17 protein-coding genes and 2 pseudogenes are annotated in these 18,488 nt (G+C 72.4%); 9 read left to right on the forward strand and 10 right to left on the reverse strand.

Annotation, left to right across the window (positions count from 1 at the left end):
* Positions 1-37 precede the first annotated feature (37 nt).
* Together OG435_RS09685 and OG435_RS09690 are read right to left on the reverse strand one after the other, a co-directional pair.
* Positions 38-1,723, reverse strand: a complete 1,686-nt coding sequence (locus OG435_RS09685) for an amidohydrolase (protein WP_266876415.1) — start codon at positions 1,721-1,723, stop codon at positions 38-40.
* 238 nt (positions 1,724-1,961) lie between these two features.
* Positions 1,962-2,402, reverse strand: a complete 441-nt coding sequence (locus tag OG435_RS09690; RefSeq protein WP_266581396.1) for an Lrp/AsnC family transcriptional regulator — start codon at positions 2,400-2,402, stop codon at positions 1,962-1,964.
* 218 nt (positions 2,403-2,620) lie between these two features.
* Between OG435_RS09690 and OG435_RS09695 the strand changes: the two genes are divergently transcribed.
* Positions 2,621-3,070, forward strand: coding sequence for a hypothetical protein (locus OG435_RS09695; protein WP_266876416.1), 450 nt, complete (start codon positions 2,621-2,623; stop codon positions 3,068-3,070).
* 11 nt (positions 3,071-3,081) lie between these two features.
* Here the strand turns inward: OG435_RS09695 and OG435_RS09700 are convergent, their stop codons facing one another.
* The 3 genes from OG435_RS09700 to OG435_RS09710 form a co-directional block, all read right to left on the reverse strand.
* Entirely contained in the window at positions 3,082-4,185 is a 1,104-nt protein-coding gene (locus OG435_RS09700; protein ID WP_266876417.1) for a phosphotransferase family protein, read from the reverse strand.
* A 59-nt stretch (positions 4,186-4,244) separates the two neighbouring features.
* The gene (locus tag OG435_RS09705; protein ID WP_266876418.1) at positions 4,245-5,378 is read right to left on the reverse strand and encodes a hypothetical protein; all 1,134 of its coding nucleotides are present in this window, start codon (positions 5,376-5,378) and stop codon (positions 4,245-4,247) included.
* A gap of 536 nt (positions 5,379-5,914) precedes the next feature.
* Positions 5,915-7,110, reverse strand: a protein-coding gene (locus OG435_RS09710; protein ID WP_266874684.1) for an IS3 family transposase whose coding sequence is annotated in 2 segments (ribosomal slippage) — positions 5,915-6,831 and positions 6,831-7,110 — 1,197 coding nt in all. Because the reading frame shifts where the segments join, the coding sequence is not laid out codon by codon here.
* A 643-nt stretch (positions 7,111-7,753) separates the two neighbouring features.
* Here OG435_RS09710 and OG435_RS09715 point away from each other — a divergent pair.
* The 5 genes and pseudogenes from OG435_RS09715 to OG435_RS09735 all read left to right on the forward strand — a co-directional run bounded on the left by OG435_RS09715 (position 7,754) and on the right by OG435_RS09735 (position 11,081).
* Positions 7,754-8,623, forward strand: a complete 870-nt coding sequence (locus OG435_RS09715) for an AraC family transcriptional regulator (RefSeq protein WP_266876419.1) — start codon at positions 7,754-7,756, stop codon at positions 8,621-8,623.
* Between the two features lie 126 nt (positions 8,624-8,749).
* On the forward strand, positions 8,750-8,965 hold the full coding sequence (locus OG435_RS09720; protein WP_266876420.1) for a hypothetical protein: 216 nt from the start codon (positions 8,750-8,752) through the stop codon (positions 8,963-8,965).
* 377 nt (positions 8,966-9,342) lie between these two features.
* Positions 9,343-9,492 (forward strand): hypothetical protein, encoded by a 150-nt coding sequence (locus tag OG435_RS09725; RefSeq protein WP_266876421.1) that lies wholly within the window; start codon positions 9,343-9,345, stop codon positions 9,490-9,492.
* Between the two features lie 12 nt (positions 9,493-9,504).
* A pseudogene (locus OG435_RS09730) lies at positions 9,505-10,257 on the forward strand (aromatic prenyltransferase); the annotation flags it as partial.
* Positions 10,254-11,081 carry a class I SAM-dependent methyltransferase gene (locus tag OG435_RS09735; RefSeq protein WP_266876422.1) on the forward strand — a complete coding sequence of 276 codons (828 nt, stop codon included), beginning with the start codon at positions 10,254-10,256 and terminating at the stop codon, positions 11,079-11,081. The pseudogene OG435_RS09730 and the gene OG435_RS09735, both read left to right, overlap by 4 nt.
* A gap of 125 nt (positions 11,082-11,206) precedes the next feature.
* Here the strand turns inward: OG435_RS09735 and OG435_RS09740 are convergent, their stop codons facing one another.
* Both OG435_RS09740 and OG435_RS09745 read right to left on the reverse strand, forming a co-directional pair.
* Positions 11,207-12,376 carry an acyl-CoA dehydrogenase family protein gene (locus OG435_RS09740; RefSeq protein WP_266876423.1) on the reverse strand — a complete coding sequence of 390 codons (1,170 nt, stop codon included), beginning with the start codon at positions 12,374-12,376 and terminating at the stop codon, positions 11,207-11,209.
* 443 nt (positions 12,377-12,819) lie between these two features.
* A pseudogene (locus OG435_RS09745) lies at positions 12,820-13,332 on the reverse strand (TetR/AcrR family transcriptional regulator); the annotation flags it as partial.
* Between the two features lie 179 nt (positions 13,333-13,511).
* On the opposite strand from OG435_RS09745, the gene OG435_RS09750 reads away from it, so the two are divergent.
* From OG435_RS09750 to OG435_RS09760, 3 genes are read left to right on the forward strand one after another with little or no spacing between them, the layout of a single operon-like run.
* Positions 13,512-14,060, forward strand: a complete 549-nt coding sequence (locus tag OG435_RS09750; RefSeq protein ID WP_430625747.1) for a DUF6230 family protein — start codon at positions 13,512-13,514, stop codon at positions 14,058-14,060.
* On the forward strand, positions 14,051-15,013 hold the full coding sequence (locus OG435_RS09755) for a DUF6114 domain-containing protein (protein ID WP_323187807.1): 963 nt from the start codon (positions 14,051-14,053) through the stop codon (positions 15,011-15,013). The genes OG435_RS09750 and OG435_RS09755 overlap by 10 nt, the downstream gene beginning before the upstream one ends.
* Positions 15,010-15,996 (forward strand): hypothetical protein, encoded by a 987-nt coding sequence (locus OG435_RS09760; protein WP_266876425.1) that lies wholly within the window; start codon positions 15,010-15,012, stop codon positions 15,994-15,996. The genes OG435_RS09755 and OG435_RS09760 overlap by 4 nt, the downstream gene beginning before the upstream one ends.
* On the opposite strand, the gene OG435_RS09765 is transcribed toward OG435_RS09760, so the two are convergent.
* The 3 genes from OG435_RS09765 to OG435_RS09775 form a co-directional block, all read right to left on the reverse strand.
* Positions 15,971-16,129, reverse strand: coding sequence for an SCO1431 family membrane protein (locus OG435_RS09765; protein WP_266876426.1), 159 nt, complete (start codon positions 16,127-16,129; stop codon positions 15,971-15,973). The two genes, OG435_RS09760 and OG435_RS09765, sit on opposite strands and share 26 nt — an antisense overlap.
* 118 nt (positions 16,130-16,247) lie before the next feature.
* Positions 16,248-16,673, reverse strand: a complete 426-nt coding sequence (locus OG435_RS09770) for an SPW repeat protein (RefSeq protein WP_266876427.1) — start codon at positions 16,671-16,673, stop codon at positions 16,248-16,250.
* Positions 16,674-16,758: 85 nt separating this feature from the next.
* Positions 16,759-18,165: a peptidase C39 family protein gene (locus tag OG435_RS09775; RefSeq protein WP_266876428.1), complete on the reverse strand. Its 1,407-nt coding sequence runs from the start codon at positions 18,163-18,165 to the stop codon at positions 16,759-16,761.
* Positions 18,166-18,488 lie beyond the last annotated feature (323 nt).

Here is an 18,488-nt window from a genome sequence, read left to right on the forward strand (position 1 = left end):
GGGTCCGGCCGCCCTCACCGAACCACGGCCACCCGGATCACCCCTGTGGCCGTACGAATACCTCCCGGCCGCCGACGACGGTGGCCAGGCAGACCGGCAGCTCGCCGCCGGGGGTCAGGTCCGGCAGTCCGGGGGTCCCGGAGCGGGGGTCCGTGGACCAGCGGGCGACCCGGTCGTCGGGGGCCTGGACCACCAGCTCGGCCGTGTCCCAGACCGCGTAGTCGGCCGGGGCCCCGGGGACGAGGATGCCCGCGTCGTCGCGGCCCAGGGCCCGCCAGCCGCCGCGGGTGTGGGCGGCGAAGGCCGCCCGTGCGGAGATGCGGTGGGCCGGGGTGTGGTGGAAGGCGGCCGCCCGGACGGTGCCCCAGGGGTCCAGCGGGGTGACCGGTGCGTCGGAGCCGAAGGCCAGCGGGACGCCGGCCTTGAGCATGGCCGCGTACGGGTTGAGGGTGCGGGCGCGCTCGGCGCCGAGCCGGTCGGCGTACATGCCCTGCTCACCGCCCCACAGCGCGTCGAAGGCGGGCTGCACGGAGGCGGTCAGGCCCAGCTCCGCGAAGGCGGCGATGGTGGCCGGGGTCATCATTTCGGCGTGCTCGACCCGGTGCCGGGCGGCGCGCACGCGGTCCAGGCCGACCTTCTCCGCGGCGGCCCGCACCCCGGCCACGACGGCGGTGATCGCGGCGTCCCCGATGGCGTGGAAGCCCGCCTGGAGGCCCGCCTCGGTGCAGCCGGCGACGTGTTCGGCGACGGCCCGCGCGTCGAGGTAGTCCGTGCCGGTGTGCTCGGCGTCGGCGTACGGGGCGTGCAGGCAGGCGGTGTGCGAACCGAGGGCTCCGTCGACGAAGAGGTCGCCCGCCGCCCCGACGGCGCCGAGCTCCTTGACCAGGGCCAGGTCCCGGTCGGCCCAGTAGCCGAAGACCCGCGGGCCGGGGTGGGTCCGCGCCAGCTCCAGGAGGGCGGTGAAGTCCTCCGGGGAGGAGATGTCCGGGCCGCCGCACTCGTGGACGGAGCCGATCCCCAGGGAAGCGGCCCGGTCGAGGGCGGCCCGCTGGGCCTCGGCGCGCTGGGCGGGGGTGACCGCGGCCAGCGCGGCCCGCCGTACGGCGTGGTGGTCGTCCCGGGTCAGCGGCTCGTCCCCCGCCGGCCGCACCTGCGGGACGAGCTCCAGCAGGGCAGTAGTCACCACGGCCGAGTGGACGTCGATCCGGCTCAGGTACAGGGGGCGCCCGCCGGTGGCCCGGTCCAGCTCCTCCCGGCGCGGGGCGCGCCGCTCGGGCCAGCGGGCGGCGTCCCAGCCGTGGCCGAGGAGCACCCGGTCGGCGGGGCGGCGCTCCGCGTACGCGCGTACGAGCTCCAGCGCCTCCGGGAGCGAGCGGGCCCCGGTCAGGTCCAGGCCGGTCAGGGCGAGCCCCGCGGAGGTGGTGTGCACGTGGGCGTCGGTGAAGGCGGGGGTGACGAGGGCCCCGCCGAGGTCGACGACCTCGTCCACGCCCTGCGCGAAGGCGTCGGCGGCGCCCTCGGAGCCGACCCAGGCGATGTGGCCGCGCTCGACGACCATCGCGGTGGCGAAGGGGTCGGCGGGGCTGTGGACCTCGCCGCCGCGGAGGAGGACCGTGCGGGGGCCTCCGGCGGTGGGGGCGGCGGTGCGGGGGCCTCCGGCGGTGGGGGCGGCGGTGCGGGGGCCTCCGGCGGCGTTGGCGGAGTCGGCGGTGCTGTCTGTCATGCCGACAGTCTGGCGGGTGTGTTGCCGGGCCCGGACCGCGGCCCCTGCGGGGCTGTCCCCTACCCGCCCTTCCACCGTTCCCCGGGCTTCGCCCGGACCCCTTGCCGTGTGCGGCGCCGTTGCCGGGGGCCGGCCCCCGGACCCCCGCTCCTCAAACGCCGGAGGGGCTGGATGTGGCCGGGAGGGGCTGAAGTGGGCCGGAGGGGCTGGATGGGTCGCCGGAGGGGGATCCCGGGGCTCAGATGCGGGGCGGGCGGGCCTCGTACGGGGTGGAGAGGACCACCGTGGTGCGGGTGGAGACGTGGGCCAGGGCTCGTAGGCGGCCCAGGAGGTCTTCCAGTTCCAGCGGGGTGGCCACGCGGACCTTGAGGATGTAGTTCTCGTCGCCCGCGACGCTGTGGCAGGCCTCGATCTCGGGAACCCCGGCCAGCCGCTCCGCGATGTCGTCCGGATCGCTCGGGTCGAAGGGCTTGACCGAGATGAAGGCCGTGAGGGGAAGACCGACGGCCTCGGGGTCGACGACCGCCGCGTAACCGCGGATCACCCCGCGCTGCTCCAGCCGGCGTACTCGCTGATGGACCGCCGACGTGGACAGGCCCGTGGCCTTGCCCAGGTCCGTGTAGCTCATCCGCCCGTCCCGTACGAGCAGATCCACGATCTGGCGGTCCAGCTCCTCCATTGCGCTCATAGCCGCACAACTTACGGCCCCGAACCGTTCAGGCCCAGCCGTGTCCACGGATTGAGGCGGCACCTGCGGCGGGCATGTGACCAAGGCCACAGGGGTAAGCGGGCGTACGGCGGCCGGATGTGGTTACTCGTGCCGCGCGACGGGAAGTGCTTGGGGTGGCCGTGGCCGAAGAACCTGCCCGCCCGGCCCACCCAAGGGGGAGTACATCCATGCTGAACACCAAGCGCGCCGGTCGCACCGAACCGGAGCCCCTGGAAATCGTCGAGAGCGGTTACGCCGACGACGACGAGTACCTCGAATACGACGCCGAGGGCTTCGAGATCCACCACGCGACCTGCCCCGACTGCGGCCAGTCGATCGCCCTCGTCGCGGACGAGGAGTTCCTGCCGGAGCACGCCCTCTGCCTGACCCCGTGGAACCCCTTCGGGCTCACGGTGTGCGCGGGCACGGGGCGGCCCGCCTCCGACGCGCTGCCCACCCTCGACTTCGGTGACGGCGAGGCCACGGACCTGGAGCCCGTCGTCCTCCTGGCGCTGCCGCAGGGGCTGGACTGGCGGACGCAGCCCTTCTCGCACGTCGGCGGCCCGGGCTCGCGGCCCGTGCGCATGCCGGCGCCCGCGGCGATGCCGCAGATGCGCCAGCACGCGCAGGCCGCCTGAGCCGGGGGCCGCTACCAGTACGTTCCCTGCACCATGGCGGTGAGGCTGGCATGGTGCAGGATCAGGCTGTCGGGATCCGCCGGGATCTCGACCTCCCCGAAGTGCGCCTGCCGGTAGGCGATGCGCAGCATCACGATCCCGTGCCGCAGGGCGGCGTAGAGCGTGTGGAACTCCATGTCCCGCGGCGTGTGCCCGGTGAGTTCGGCGTACCGGCGTTCGATGTCCTCGCGGCGCAGGAAGTCCGGCAGGCCCGGCTGGCCGAAACTCTCCGTCAGGTCCTGGAAGAACCGGTGCAGGTAGACGGTCCAGCCGAGGTCGACCTCGCGCGGGGCGCAGGCCGCCATCTCCCAGTCGAGGACGGCCACGGGTTCGAAGCCGTCGGCCTCGAAGATGACGTTGCCGATGCGGGCGTCACCCCAGTTGAGGACGGCCGGGCCGCCCTCGTCTGCGGGCCAGAGCTCTTCGAGGCGGGCGAACGCGCGCTCGAGGAGGGGTGATCGGGACTTTCCCTCAACCACCCATCCATAGTAGGCGCGTTGGGACTCGACGTGCCGGCGCAGCGGGCTGGCATCGCCCTCCGGGAGGAGGAACCGCGCCGCTTCGGGCGGGAACTGGTCGTGCAGCCGGGCGAGCAGCGCGATGCTCGACTCCTGGAGCGCGGCGCGCTGCGCGTCGGTCGCCGCGTGCAGCCAGTTCCCCTCGTAGGTGTAGGGCATCACGTCGGGCGGTACGCGGCCTTCGGCGCGGGCCATCACGAAGAACGGGGCTCCGAGCGGACCGGGGTCCTCTTCCAGCCACTGCACGCGCGGGACCGGCAGGTCGGTGTGGGTGGCGACCAGGCTCATGACCCGGTGCTGGCGGGGCATGTCGTACGTCGGGAACACGGTGTAGGCGGCCGGGTCGGCGGCGAGGCGCAGCGCGCAGGCGTGGATCGGGGCGTCGGGGTGCTCTATGTCGAAGAGCAGGGTCTCGCTGGACATGCCGTTGGAGCCGGGGACGGAGATGTTGGTGACCTTCGCGCCGGGAAGCTCGGCGTCGAGCCAGGCGGCGAGGCGCCGGCCCAGCTCCTCGGGTTCGCGGGTGGAGGTACGGGGGCGCGGTGCCGGTCCTGCCATGGGAAACCCCTTCTCTGGATTGACCGTTGAGGTGTGCGGCGTGCGGGTCCGGGCCGGTTCTACGGGGCGACCGAGCTGTAGTCGGCGAAGCCGCTGGGGTCGTGGCGGCCGAAGCTGCCGTGCTCGAAGATGCCGTAGCCGGTGCGGCCTTCGAGGGTGAAGCGGGCCGAGTGGTCGGTGACCCCGAAGGCGGCCATGGGGTGGGCCGCGGGGTCGGAGAGGTCGTAGGTGCGGCGGTCGGTCCAGCCGCGGCCCTGCCAGGTGCCGTGCTGCCAGTCGGAGGCGGGCGGGTAGCCGGCTCCCACGGCGAGCGGGGAGGAGTTGAGGATCTCTACTCCGAGTTCGAGGGGTTTGCGGCCGGCCGGGTCGGTGAGGTGGACGACGGCGCTCTCGGGGTGGCGGCTGCCCGGGCGGTAGCGGATGTCGGTGTGCGGCCAGCCGAGCTGTACGTCGTGGCGGTCGCTGTCCTCGGGGAAGACCTGGACGGCCTCGCTGAGGGCCCGGTGGCCGTCGGCGTCCTCCTGGGTGATGACCATCAGGAAGCGGTCCTCGAACCGGACGGGGATCCAGAGCCAGTGGAACCCCTCGGGGCGGTGCTCCTCGGCGGCGCGGCCGCCCTCCTCGCCGGGGATCGGGCGCACGCCCCAGCTCCGGTCGCGGGTGCCGGTCCAGTCGGCGTCGAGGATGAACTCCTCCCCCTTGGCGCGGATGGTGCCGGTGACGCCGCCGGCCTGGACGAAGCGGCGGCCTTCGAGGATGAGGCGGTCGCCCCGGCGCTGGGTGTGGTGCGGCTCCCAGACGGCGGGGAACTCGGCGGTCCAGGTGATCTCGTACGAGAGCCCGTCGGGGTCCTCGGGGTCGGCGGCGCAGGAGAGGGTGATCCGGCGGAGGGGTTCGTCGACGGTGATGCGGAGCGGGCCGACGGAGAGGTTCATGCGGTCGTCGGTGAGGGCGTCGGAGGCACGGACCGCGAGGAGTTCGTCACCGACGCGGAGGGTGGCGTAGGCGTCGATGACACCAGCGTTGGGGTACACCCCGAGGCCGAGGATCAGGACGGCGCGGCCCGCGTGGTCGAAGACGTGGAAGATGCAGCGGTCGTAGGCGTTGCGGTCGCCGGTGACGAGGTGCTTCATCGACAACGGGGCCTGGTGGATGGGGTATTCGTCGAGCGGTACGGGCCGGTCGGCGGGCATGGCGAACCTCCGGGGACGGGTGCGGGGGATGACACCTGGGCGGAGATGACGGTACGTCAGATCGGGGGCCGGGGAACAGGGTTGTGGCACGAACTGGCAGGGAGACACGACGTGCGGGGGCCCGGTTGGAGCCGGGCCTTGGACGGGGCGGCCGGTCCCCACCGGGGGTGGCCGGTACCCGGGCGGGGAGGACCGGGCACCGCCCGGGAGTGGCCGGGCACCGCCCGGGAGCAGCCAGGCACCGCCCGGGGAGGACCCGGCACCGCCCGGGAGCAGCCAGGCACCGCCCGGGGAGGACCCGGCACCGCCCGGGAGCAGCCAGGCACCGCCCGGGGAGGACCGGGCACCGCCGGACGGGGTGCGGCCCCCACCGGGGAGGGCTGGGCACCGCCCGGAGATGACCCAGCACCGCCCGGGGAGGGCCGGGCACCGCCGGACGGGGTGTGGCCCTCACCGGAGGTGACCCGGCATCGCCCGGAGGTGCCCCGGTACCTGAGGGGCCTCGCGTTTTTCGGACAGGGATCTGACCGTTCATTTCACGCGGCTATTCGCAACCTTGCATACTCGGCGTGGACTTCCTGCGGAGGCCGGTAACCGACAGCCGAGTGAAGGCGTTTGCGATTGTACCAGAATTCGATGTAGCGAGTGATGTCCTGCCGGGCGGCCTCGAGGGTCAGGTAAGTCACACGTGAGACACGCTCGTTCTTCAGAGTTCCGAAGAACGATTCGGCCATCGCGTTGTCGAAACAGATCCCGGTGCGCCCAGACGATCTGCGGAGGCCGAGCCGGTTCAGCGCCTTCCCGAACTCGGCTGACATATAGTTACTTCCGCGATCGGAGTGAAAAATTGCCCCCTTGGTGAGCTTCCTGTTGCGGGCTGCGTTGCGTATGGCCCGGGATATCAAAGGCGTCTGGTAGTGGTCGTCCATCGCATACCCGATGACTTCCTTCGTGCAGCAGTCGATGACCGTCGCGAGATAAAGCCAGCCCTCGCCAGTCGGAATGTAGGTTATGTCTCCGACGAGCTTTTCACCCGGGGTGTCGGCGGTGAAGTTCCGGCCGACGAGGTCGGGCACTGCGCCCGCCGCAGCCTGGGTCAGGCTGAACCGCTTCGGGCGGGGCTGGCAGGGCATCAGGCCCAGTTCACGCATGAGCTGGCGCACGAGCTCCAGGCCGGCGGCGTGCCCCCAGCGCGCCAGCTGGGCGCGGATGCGCCGGTATCCGTACGTACTGTCGGACACCTCGAAGGCTTTCTTGACGAGCAGTTTCAATTCCTCGCGCCGCTGAGCCGTCGCAGAATCAGGACGGCGTCGCCAGTCGTAGTAGCCGGACTTGGACACGTCGAGCCGCTCACACATGAACTCGACAGAAAATACGTACTCCGCGGTGTCGAGTCGCATCGTTTCGATGAACTCGTACTTGCGTGCTACCGGGGATCCTTCGCGAAGTACGCCGCGCATTTTTTCAGGAAGGCGTTCTCCATCTCGACTTCGCGAATGCGGCGTTCGAGTTCCTTCAACCGGGCGCGTTCACTCACCGTCAGCTCAGCGTCAGCGGCCGGCTCACGCCGTTTCTGGAACTTTTTCACCCAGCCCCGGAGTGTCTCCGGGTTCAATTCAAGCTCTCGGGCTGTCTCCGAGACGGTCTTGCTGGAGCGGAGCGCGATCTGGACTGCTTCCTCGCGGAACTCCGGGGTGTACTTGCTGGGCGGTGCCACTTCGTGCTTCCTCATTCCCTTGACAGGACAACCCTATTGGGCCCCTGTCCGAGAACTTCGGGGCACCTCAACCACCCAGGCACGGCCAAGGAGTGGCTGGGCACCGCCCAAGGAGTGGCTGGGCACCGCCCAGGGATGGCCGGGCACCGCCCAGGGATGGCCGGGCACCGCCCGGAGGTGACCCGGCAGCCCGGGGATAGCCAGGTACCGCCCGGAGAGGTGACCCGGCACCCCGGTGGGATGGCCCCGCATCGCCCGAGAGGGCGGGGCGCGGTGCGGATGGGGTTCGGGGGCTGCACCGGGTTGACCGGGCACCGCCCGGAGATAGCCCGGCACTACCCGGGAGTGGCCCGGCACCGCCCGGGAGCAGCCCGGCACCGCCCGGGAGTAGCCCGGCACCGCGCCCGGGAGTAGCCCGGCACCGCCTGGGGCTGGCTCGGGGGTGACCGGCACCGCCCGGGAGGGTCGGGCGTGGTGCGGATGGGGGTCGGAGGCAGCGTTGGGTTGTGCGGGGATGGGGGCCGCCCTGCCCGGGGTGGGGGGAGGGAGTGGGCATGGCGTTGTTGTCGGGTGGTGGGGGCGCATGATCGGATCGGATCGTGATGGTCGGGTTGCGGTGGGGGGTGGACCGGCAGGGTTGATATCGAAAGGAGGCCTCGTGATCTCGGCACTCAATCGGCTCGTCGACCTCGTCGAGGAACACCTCGCGGAGGAGATCGACGTTCAGGCACTGGCCTCGGAGCTCGGTACGACCGAGTACCACCTGCGCCGGATGTTCTCGTCCCTGACCGGCATGCCGTTGTCGGAGTACGTGCGCCGGCGTCGCATGACCGTCGCCGCCGGCGACGTCGTCCGGGGCGGAGCCGATCTGCTGAGCATCGCCGTCCGGTACGGATACGGCTCGACCGAGGCGTTCGGACGCGCGTTCCGCGCGGTCCACGGCGCCGGTCCCCGTGACGTGCGCCGCGACGGAGGCCCCCTGCGCACACAGCCACGGCTCAGGATCCGCCTGACCGTCGAAGGGAGCACCCCCATGGACACCCGCCTCATCGACCGCCCCGCGTTCCGGCTGGTCGGACACGCCGCCCGGGTTCCGCTCGTCCACCAGGGCGTCAACCCGCACATCCTGCGGCACATCACCGCGCTGCCGCAGGAGGCGCACCTCCGGCTGAAGGCCCTCGGCGACACCGAACCGGCCGGCCTGCTACAGGTCTCCGACGGCGTCGACCCCGACGGCACGGAGGGGAGCGAACTGACCTACCTGCACGGAGTCGCCGTGTCCCGGGAGACGGCGACTCCCGACGACCTGGACGCCATCGAGGTACCGGCCGGCACGTGGGCGGTCTTCCGCACCGCCGGCGCCCACCCGCAGGCCCTGCAGACGACCTGGGCCGCGACCGCGACCGAGTGGTTCCCCTCCAACCCGTGGCGTCTGCGGCCCGGACCCTCGATCGTCACGATCCTCGAACGCGCCGACGATTTCAGCACCGCGACCTGCGAGCTGTGGCTGCCCGTCGAACCGGCTTGACGGATCGCAATCACGGTCCCGGCGGGAAGCCCGGCGGGTAGCCCGGCGGGGATCGAAGGGGAAGGGTCGAACGGATGGGCGGGGTTACCCGTGGGTCCGGTGGCGCGTTGGCCCGGTATGACCACGATGGAGACTTCCACGCCGAGGGTGGGGCGCCGGCGGCGGGCGCCTGCCGCAGGGCACGAAGAATCGGTTCGGCAGGCCCCCGACCCGCCCATCTACCGCGCGCTGCTCACCCGCTGGGAGGAAGACGGCCGGACCGTGCCGGGGCAGCGCGATCCGGAGTGGTCCCGGATCACCTCCTCCCCCATCTGGCCGACCGGCCCCCTCTTCGGCGGCTGACCCCGAGGTGCGCGGTGTGGCCCACGTGCAGCCCCTGTGCGCCCGCGCTCCGCGCTCCGCGCCGCCGCGGCGCCCGTCCCCCGTCCCCCGTCCCCCGTACGGCTGCCCGTGGGGCCGACCCGGTGCCGGGTGGGCCACAGCCGTCGGCTCGTCAGCTTGCGTGCTCGTCGGCGATGCACTCGGCCAGGGGCGCAATTCGCCGAGGGGGCGCGCGATCGCGCGCCGGTGGCCACCGGTAGTGATCTTCCCACTGAAGTGCGCGGTTGCCCGGGTCTCGTCGCCTATGAGTGAAATGGGCGCCCGGAACAAGTGGACGTCTCCGTTCCGGGGTGTGGCGCTCACACAAGCCCACCGCTCCCATGGCTCTGGAGAGGCACATGCCCGGATCGTTCGAGTTCTCCCCCGCCCAGTTCCTCGCCGACACCCGGGCGACAGCCCGGGCCATCGGCGCCGCTTACTGCCCGGACACCACCCGGCACATGCTCGACACGTTCGCGGCGGGCTTCCAGGACGGGGCCGTCCTGTGACGCACCACCAGCAAGCCGGCCGGAGCGCTCAACTACCGCTTCTACGAGCGCCGTCCCACGGCCACGGTCGCCATCGCGACAGGAGCGGGCCTGCTGGACGCGGCCGACCCCATGGCACGGCTGATCGACGTCTGGAGCGGCCTGTACGCGGACTCCACCGAACTGTGCGACGTCGACGCCGCGGCCGGGCTCGTGAAGACGTGGGTGTTCCTGGGAGGGATGCGTCCCCTCGCCGAGGTCCTCGCCGCCCCGGGTGTACCGGAAGGCGTGCGCCGCCACGAGGCCGCCTTCGCCACCCTGGGACTGGTGTGGGTCCGGCACGTGGCGGTCGACTACCAGCACCGGTCGGTGAACCTGTACTTCCGCACCGCCGAGGGTTTCTCCCCCGCACAGGCGGAGCCGTTCCTGGCCCTCACCGGCGGCGATGTCCCGAAGGCCTCCGTCATGGAGGACATGCGGGAGTTCACCGCGCGGTCCGGCTACACGTTCTCCGTCACCATGGCGGCCGCCACGGGCCGGATCGAGCGCGTGGGCTTCTACGCGCTCAAGTTGCCCGCCGGCCGGTTCCCCGCGATCGGTGACCGGCTGGAGCGGTTCTTCCAGGCGGCGCCCTCCCACGACGACGAGGAGATGAACGCCATCGCCTGGTCCTTCGGCGCCCAGGGCACGGAGGACCTCAAGGCCGAGCGCTCCTACTGCTGTCGCCTGGTGGAACTCATGCAGGAGTGGGCGAGCCCCATGACCGCCCTCGGCGAGCGCGTGTGAGCACCGCATACCGGCCTCGGACGACGGACCCGGCGGGCGGGCGCTATGCGGATGGCCTGCTGAGCCACGGCAGAGCCGGAGAGTACGAGCGCCTGCTCCTTCTGGAACAAGTCTGCGACCCCGGGACGATCCGCGTCCTCGAATCCCTGCCGATGAAGCGGGACTGGCACTGCGCCGAAGTCGGCGCGGGTACCGGTGGAGTCGCCCGGTGGCTTGCCGAACGCTGTCCCCACGGACAGGTCACCGCCACCGATCTGGACACACGGTTCCTCGACTCCATGGTCCGGCCCGGCCACTTGAGGGTTTCACAGCAGGACGTCACCACAACCGACTTCCCCCCGGGTTCGCTCGACCTCGTGCACGCGCGGGCGGTACTGACCCACCTCCCTGCCCCCGAGCAAGTGGTACGGCGCATGGCGAACTGGCTGAAGCCGGGCGGCTGGCTGGTCATCGAGGACCCCACGTACCTGCCGGCCGGAGCTTCCCCCTACCCCGACTTCGCGGCGCTCCTGGCCGCATGCGAGGAGCTGCTGGCGCGCACCCAGGGCACCGACAACTCCTGGGCCCGCCGCATTCCCGCGGCCATGGCCGACTCCGGTCTGACGGATCTCGCCATGGCCGGCGAACTGTCGGTGTGCGGCCGGGACGAGACGGAGGACAGGTACTGGCGCCAGTGCTTCGCCCGGGCAACCCCCGCCCTGCTGGAATCCGGCCTCATGACCGCGTCCCGGATCCAGCGCGCCCTCGCCCATCTCGACCGGCCGGAATTCTCCGACGTGGCCTGGATGATGATCTCCTGCTCGGCCCGTCGGCCTCCTCGGTAGGACCCCGCCGCTCCCCCTTCGCCCGGTGGCCAGGTGCCACTTGGCGAAGGGGGAGCGCGCCGTCACCCCCTCAACCGGAGGGTGCTAGGGCCGCGCTCTGCGCGGCGCTCGGGTCCGGCCGACGGTCAGCGGGATTCCGGGCCCGCCAGGTGGCGGGCGATCACCATGCGCTGGATCTGGTTCGTGCCCTCCACGATCTGGAGGACCTTCGCTTCGCGCATCAGCCGCTCGACCGGGAAGTCCGCCGTGTAGCCGTAGCCGCCCAGCACCTGGACCGCGTCCGTCGTGACGGACATCGCCGCGTCCGTGCAGAAGAGCTTGGCCATCGCAGCCTGGCGGGAGAAGGGCTTGCCCGCGTCCCGCAGCCGCGCCGCCGCCAGGTACAGCGCGCGGCCCGCCTCGATCTTCGTCGCCATGTCGGCCAGCATGAACCGCAGGCCCTGGAAGTCCGCGATGGGGTGCCCGAACTGCTTGCGGTCCAGGGCGTAGGCCAGGGCCTCGTCGAGCGCGGCCTGGGCCACGCCGATCGCACAGGCGGCGATGCCGAGGCGGCCCGCGTCCAGGGCTGCCAGGGCGATGGTGAAGCCCTGACCCTCCTCGCCGATGCGGCGCGTGTCCGGGACCCGTACGCCGTCGAAGTGCAGCTGGGCGGTGGGCGAGCCCTTCATGCCCATCTTCTTCTCGGGAACCGCCGCCGTGAGGCCCTCCGCGTCGCCCGGGACCAGGAAGGCCGTGATGCCCTTCGGTCCGTCCACGCCGGTGCGGGCCAGCACGGTGTAGAAGTCGGCGACCCCGCCGTGGGTGATCCAGGCCTTGGTGCCGGTGATCACCCAGTCGTCGCCGTCCCGGACCGCCTTGGTGGTCAGGGAGGCCGCGTCCGAGCCCGAGGACGGCTCGGAGAGGCAGTACGCGCCGAGCAGTCCGCCGCCGAGCATGGCGGGCAGGTGGGCGCCCCGCTGCTCCTTGGTTCCGTAGCCGGCCAGGCCGTGACAGGCCAGCGAGTGCACGCTGACGCCGAGCCCGACGGTCAGGCGGGCCGCGGCCAGCTCCTCCAGCACCTGGAGGTAGACCTCGTACGGCTGGTCGCCGCCGCCGAACTCGCCGGCGTACGGGAGCCCGAGCAGTCCGGCCTCGGAGAGCAGCGCGAAGACCTCACGGGGGAAGCGGCCGGCGTCCTCCTCCTCGGCGGCCCGGGGGCGGATCTCCCGCTGCGCGATCTCGCGCACGAGCACGAGCAGGTCTCGGGACTCCTCGGTGGGCAGCGATCGGTCCACCTGCGGCGCGCGGTCGGTCATGGCGACGCTCTCCTCACGTTCAAGCACGGGGCGGCGCGTGAGGGTGGTACGCGTCGCCGGGTCTCGGGGCTCACAACCGATGGTGCCCTCCCGGATCGCGGGAAGGTCCTGTTCAAGGGGCTGCGGCGGTTGAGTATGCCCGATCAGGGGCTTCCCGTCACGGGTGCAAGATCGTCCTCGGGGACGGGCGGGGCCGGGCATTCCGGGACGAACTCCTCGATCACCGTCAGCGTCGCGCGCAGCGTGCGCACCAGCAGTGCTCCGACCGCGGCCCGGTCGGGGTACCCCGGATCGCCGGGAGCCCCGGGCCCGCGGCCCTCCCGGGCCTGCGCCGGGACCTCGGCAGGGACCTGGGCAGGGGCTTGGGCGGGAGCCTGCGCCGGGACCTCGGCAGGGGCCTGGCCCGGACCCTGGGCGGGTACCGGCGCCGCGGTGTCCCCCGGGCCGATCCAGTCGAGGGTGCTGCCCTCGACGCCCGCCAGCCAGCCGACCAGCGCCAGCCGGGCGACCGGCGGGATCTCGCGGCGACCGTACGCGCCTTCCGCGATGGTCGCGATGAGTTCCTCGCGGACGGCGTCGCGGATGGCGAGGACCTCGGAGTCCGAGCCGACGCCGCCGGTGACGATGGTGCGGTAGGCGGCCTGGTGGTGCTCGGCGTAGTACAGGTAGCCGTCGATGGTGGTGCGCACCCGCTGCGCGTTGGGCAGTTCGCTCTCGCCGGCGGCGCGGGCCACGAGCTCGGCCACCGAGTCCTCGACGATGGCCAGGTAGTAGCCGCGTTTGTTCTTGAAGTAGTAGTAGATGAGCCCCTTGGCCACGCCCGCGTGCTTGGCGATGTCATCCATGGAGAGCGCGTCGTACGAGGTGTCGGCGAACAACTTCCGCCCGATCGATATGAGTTCGGCGCGCCGAACCTGCGAACGTCCGGTCGTTCCGCGCTGTTGACTATTATTCAAATTCAGCCCTAGCCTCGAACTGCCACAGGAAGCCCGCAGTATGGCAGACCCCTGGGCACCCCCCTTTGCACTCCCCCTGCGCACCGGACGACGTACGGGAGGACCACATCATGGGCACCAGCGGAACGAGAAGCACCACCGAAGGCCGGGTCAACTGGAAGAAGACCGCCGCCGTCGCGATGCCCGCGGTCGTCGCGGTCGGGGCGATGGCGATGGTCATGGCGCAGGGCGCGCTCGCCGCCTCCTTCGCCGTCTCGGGGACCAGTTTCCAGGTCTCCTCGTCCAAGCTGAGCAGCAAGGGCCTGTCCTCCTACGTGCAGACGGACCGCTCCGTCGACGGCAAGGGGCATCCCGTCGCGCTGCTCGGCATCGGCGAGGCCACCCTCACGGACATCTGCCAGGCCGCCGAGGTGGACACCCCGGTGGGCAAGGTGGTCTTCAAGCTGACCGCCGGCGGCCCCGCCGGCAACGTCACCGCGAGCAATCTCGTCATCGACGGCGAGGACCTGGCCGGCGACGCCGTCTTCGGGACGGCCCAGATCGGCCGCGACGCCTCCACCCTCGACCAGGTCGGCGGGATCAAGGGCGAGGCCGGCAAGTTCGGCCTCCAGGCCGGGGACATCGAGGTCGTGGACGTGAAGTCGCACGCCTGGTCGGCGACCGGCGGCAACTTCCACCTCAAGGGCCTGAAGCTGAACGTCAGCCTGGACGGCAAGAAGTGCTTCTAGGCCTGCACGGGTCCGCCGGGCCGGGCAGCGGGTGGCTGGAGCGTCGGCTCCCGCTGCCCGGCCCCCGGCGGCGGCTGCGCACCTGGCGCCGCACCCGCCCCTTCTGGGGCGGTCTGCTGGTGATCCTGGGCGGGACCGAGCTGCTGCTGGTCCCGCTCTCCCCGCTCACCGTGCTGGTCAGCCTGGGCCTCGGCGGGATCGCGGCCATCGGGATCGGGCTCGCGCTGATCGCCGCCGGCCTGTTCCTGTGGCTGCTGCCGCAGACCCGGGCCTACGTCTCGATCCACGCGCTGCTGCTCTCGGTGCTGTCCTTCGTGGCGACCAACCTCGGGGGCTTCCTCGTCGGGATGCTGCTCGGCATCGCGGGCAGCGCGCTGGCCTTCGGCTGGACCCCGGCGCCCGATCCACAGGAGGGCCAGGAGGGCCCGTACGTCCCGAGCCTGGACGGCAGCGGGCCGCGCACGCTGGCCGCCGCGCTGCCGGTGGTGCTGCTCGCCTCGCTGGTGGCGGGCGGCGGGCAGGCGAGGGCCGCCGCGGCCGGTCCGCCGATGGCCGCGCGCACTCCCCCGACGGTGACCACCTCGCTCTTCGCCCCGCAGGGGTTCACCTTCGCGGGGGTCACCCACGTACCCACGGTGGACGGCCCGCTGAAGGTGCTGGTGCTGCGGATGCGGGCCGCCACCCTCACCGACTACGAGCTGCACAGCCGCGACGGCCGCGAGGAGTACGGGCTCGCCGCGAAGAGGCTCGATCTGAGCGGCGAGGTGACCTTGTACCTGACCCGGTTCAGCGGGTGCATCGAGGGGCTGCTGTGCGTGACCTTCAGCCCGGACGGGCTGCCCGCTCCCCCGGCCATCCCGCCGTTCGTCTTCATGACCCGGGTGAGCGCGGAGCAGGCGCTCGTCACCTCCGACGTGATCAGGACGGACAACCTGCGGCTGGTGGCCTCGTGATCCCCGTCCAGGCCGCGCCGCTGTGGGCGTACGGCATCGGCGCCACCTTCGCGGTGGCCGCCGGGCGCCAGCTCCAGTGGTGGGAGCGGTCGGTCCGGGGCGAGGGGGTCCGTACGAGGAGCCGCGCGGCCAATCCGTACCTGGCGCTCACCCTGCTCTACGCGGCCCTGCTGCCCGCCCCCACCGGGGCGTACCTGCTCTGGCAGAACCCGGCCTGGTCGACGATGCACGTGGCCCGCGACCACGACGGGGTGTGGGCCGGCTTCGCCCTCTTCTACGGGGCCTCGGTGGTGGTCGGCGCGCTGCTCGGGTTCCTGGCGGCTCGGCTGTTCGTACTGGTCGGAGCCGGGTACTGGGGGTACCTCCAGGCGGTGGCCGGGTACTTCCTGCTGTTCTTCACCCTGATCCACGGGTGGGACGGCACGGGGTACGAGCGGCTGCTGAGCGCCGATCCGCGGGCCTTCGCCGACTGGTCCGCGGAGGGCGTCGTGAACGGCGCACTGGCCTTCGCGACCTCGGGCACCTTCCTGGCCGTGCTGATCTTCGGGACGGCCGTCATCGGCACGATGCTGCTGGCCGAGATCGGCTGGCTGGTGGAGGGCTGGCGGCTGCCGGGCGCCGCGGCGGACCTGAAGGTGCCGCGGGTGGTCGCGGTGGCGATCGCCGGGGCGGGGGTCTACGGGCTGCCGTTCGCGGGGGCAGTGGGCGTGAGCATCCTCGTCCGGCTGCTGGGGTGGTGGGCCGGGATCGGGGTGTTCGCCCTGCTGGCCGGGGTGGTGCTGCTGCCGGCGCGCTCGCCCGTGCGGGCGCTGTACGGGCTGGTGGGCGTTCCGGACCGGCACTGGCGGGTGGAGCCGGAGGCGGATGCGGAGGCCCGGGGCGGGACGGAGACCGGGGCCGGGGCGGAGGCGGAGACCGGGGCCGGGGCCGAGGCGGAGACCGGGGCCGGCGCGGAGGTTAGAAGAACCAGCCGACCTGGGTGACGAACATGGCCACCACCACGACCAGGGTCCAGCCGAGCACGTGCTCCAGCCAGGAGGAGGAGTCGTCGTCGGGCCCGCCGGTGCGGACCAGGTTGCGGGCGCGGGTGGTCAGGGCGGCGCTGTGTGCGGTCATGCCTCCAATGTGACAGCGGGGGCGGCCCTCGCGGTAGAGACGATGGTCACGGGTGGCATGTCTCACGCCCCCGGCCGCGTGGTGCGGACGGGGGCGTGAGGGGTGCCTGCGTGCCGGATCAGGTGGTGCGGTCGCGGCCCGCCATGCCCGCCATGGCCAGGGCCAGGCACAGGGCGATACCGCCGGCGAGGACGTTGCTCCACACCGTGCGGGTGGTGCTGACGTCGCCGGAGATGACGAAGGGCGCGACGATCGTCCAGGCGGCGAGACCGACCGCCGTCCAGGCCATGGCGTGGGTGCGTTCGTAAGCGGTGCCGAGTCCGCTCATGCACAGGCAGTACGCCAGGCCCGCGATCAGGTTGTTGATCGCCAGCGAGCTGAGCCCGCTGAATCCGGCGATCCACGGCGAGGCGGCGATGTAGAGGCCCGTCATCAGGGCCAGCGCCTCGACGACCTGGGCACTCGGAGTGCTGGTGACCCGCTCGAACCGCGAGCGCATCTCAGCGAGGTCGGGGTGGTGTTCGATTCTCGGTTGGGTGGTCATGGCGGGCTGCCTCCTCTTGAGAAGCTCCTATTGCCCTTTTGCCCTTTATATTCCACTTACATGCCCATCGGGGCAACGCGAGATCTCAGAGCACGCCGACCGCCCGCAGCGCGAGGACCTGGGCCGGGTTCGGCCGGATCGGACCGTAGAGGTAGCAGACCCCTCCGGTGCCGGAGACGACCTTGCCGGCCGCGTTGTGGCGCTTGGTCCGCAGCCAGTTGTTTTCAAATTGCCGGCGCCGGTAGACGCGGCGCACGGCGGTGTTGTCGGCCGAGTTCGGGTCGTTGGCGATCACGTCGCCCGAGGCGGTGAAGCCGATGACGGTCATCAGGTGGCCGGCCGTGCCGTAGCCCGCGCCGGTGAGCTCCTCGGCCGTGAAGGACTGGGACGTGATGACCGGGATGCCGGCGCGGACCAGGGTCTCCAGGTCGGCCAGCGAGCCGAGGCGGGTGACGACCCCCGCGAGCTGCCGGTAGGTGGCGGCGTAGGCGGCGTTGAAGGGCCAGTTCCCGCAGCCCTTGTACGCGGCGTCGTAGGTGGAGCGGGCGGCGTGGCAGACCTGCGGGTCCGCGTAGTCCTTCTTGACCCAGGCCACGGAGGTGGCACTGGCCCTGCGGCCCCAGAACTCGATGATCATCTGCGAGGAGGTGGGGCTGCACCAGGCCTCGCCGCCGTTGTCGTACTCGGGGTACTGGCCCGCGTGCGTCTCCTGCGAGTACCGCGGCACCTTCAGCTCGTGGGCCCCGCCGGAGGCGGTGGTGGCCGGGACCGAGAACCGGTCCGGGACGTCCGAGACCATGGCGCCGGCCAGCCACACCGTGGGGCCGCGGCTCGCGCCGGGCTTGCGGTACAGGGTCAGGCGCAGCCGCCAGTCCTTGATCCGCAGCCCGCCGGCGGGGGCGTCCACGGCGAGGGTGTCGGTCCAGACGGTGGACTTGCCGTCGGTCTGGCCGTCCACGGAGGTGCGCCGGATGTCCCCGTCGCCGGAGGCCCAGCGGCCCATCACGTACCAGGGGGTGGCGGTGCCGTCGGTGTAGGTGCCGCGCAGTTCGGCCTGGATCCAGGTGCCGGCCGGGGTGCGGGCGTTCCAGGAGGCGATGGCCTCGGTGGCGGGCACGGTCGGGGTGTGGACCGGGGAGGTCCAGGTGGCGTACTCCCAGGTGCTCTTCTTCGCGGTGTGCGGGTCCTTGTACTCGGTGCGGCCCGTCGGGGTCTTGATCTCCAGGCCGGGGCGGGCGCCGCCGATGGCGGTGGTGCCCTGGTGGAGGCCGGCGGTCCAGTGGGCGTACGAGTACCAGAAGCGGTTGTCCACCGTCTTGCGGGTGGCTCCGGTGCGGGTGGGGTCCGGGACCTCGGCCGGGTCCCCCGGCGGGGCCTGGGCGGGCTCCGGGCCGGCTCCTGCGGCTGTGGCCCGGGCGCCCGGGACGGTGGCCGCGGTGGCGGCCGCGAGGACCACGGCCAGCAGGGCTCGGCGGGGTGTGGGTGCGGTCATCAGCGTGGCCCCCAGGGGTCGGTGCGGCGGGTCGGCTCCCGCCCACCCTTCCAGTTCCCGCCTGCGGGGCCGTGAAGCCGGGGCGTCGTGTCGGGGTGACGGTCCCCTACCCGCCCTTCCCCCATCCCCCAGACTCCGTCCGGGGGGACCCCCAGCCGGGCTCCGCCCGGACCCCGTTGCTGCGTGCGGCGCCGTTCCCGGGGGCCAGCCCCCGGACCCCCGCTCCTCAAACGCCGGAGGGGCTGGATTTGCGCCTGAGCCCCGGGGAACGGGCAAAGGGTGGGTAGGGGGCTCCGCCCCACGCAGCGGGATGGCCGGGGGCG

Source organism: Streptomyces sp. NBC_01264 (assembly GCF_026340675.1).
Taxonomy (GTDB): Bacteria; Actinomycetota; Actinomycetes; order Streptomycetales; family Streptomycetaceae; genus Streptomyces.

Bases quoted from the DNA above. Each gene is read 5' to 3' on its own strand.
- OG435_RS09685 (WP_266876415.1), bottom strand. From the start codon at position 1,723: ATGACAGACAGCACCGCCGACTCCGCCAACGCCGCCGGAGGCCCCCGC.
- OG435_RS09690 (WP_266581396.1), bottom strand. From the start codon at position 2,402: ATGGAGGAGCTGGACCGCCAGATCGTGGATCTGCTCGTACGGGACGGG.
- OG435_RS09695 (WP_266876416.1), top strand. From the start codon at position 2,621: ATGCTGAACACCAAGCGCGCCGGTCGCACCGAACCGGAGCCCCTGGAA.
- OG435_RS09700 (WP_266876417.1), bottom strand. From the start codon at position 4,185: ATGGCAGGACCGGCACCGCGCCCCCGTACCTCCACCCGCGAACCCGAG.
- OG435_RS09705 (WP_266876418.1), bottom strand. From the start codon at position 5,378: ATGCCCGCCGACCGGCCCGTACCGCTCGACGAATACCCCATCCACCAG.
- OG435_RS09720 (WP_266876420.1), top strand. From the start codon at position 8,750: ATGGAGACTTCCACGCCGAGGGTGGGGCGCCGGCGGCGGGCGCCTGCC.
- OG435_RS09725 (WP_266876421.1), top strand. From the start codon at position 9,343: ATGCCCGGATCGTTCGAGTTCTCCCCCGCCCAGTTCCTCGCCGACACC.
- OG435_RS09740 (WP_266876423.1), bottom strand. From the start codon at position 12,376: ATGACCGACCGCGCGCCGCAGGTGGACCGATCGCTGCCCACCGAGGAG.
- OG435_RS09750 (WP_430625747.1), top strand. From the start codon at position 13,512: ATGCCCGCGGTCGTCGCGGTCGGGGCGATGGCGATGGTCATGGCGCAG.
- OG435_RS09765 (WP_266876426.1), bottom strand. From the start codon at position 16,129: ATGACCGCACACAGCGCCGCCCTGACCACCCGCGCCCGCAACCTGGTC.
- OG435_RS09770 (WP_266876427.1), bottom strand. From the start codon at position 16,673: ATGACCACCCAACCGAGAATCGAACACCACCCCGACCTCGCTGAGATG.
- OG435_RS09775 (WP_266876428.1), bottom strand. From the start codon at position 18,165: ATGACCGCACCCACACCCCGCCGAGCCCTGCTGGCCGTGGTCCTCGCG.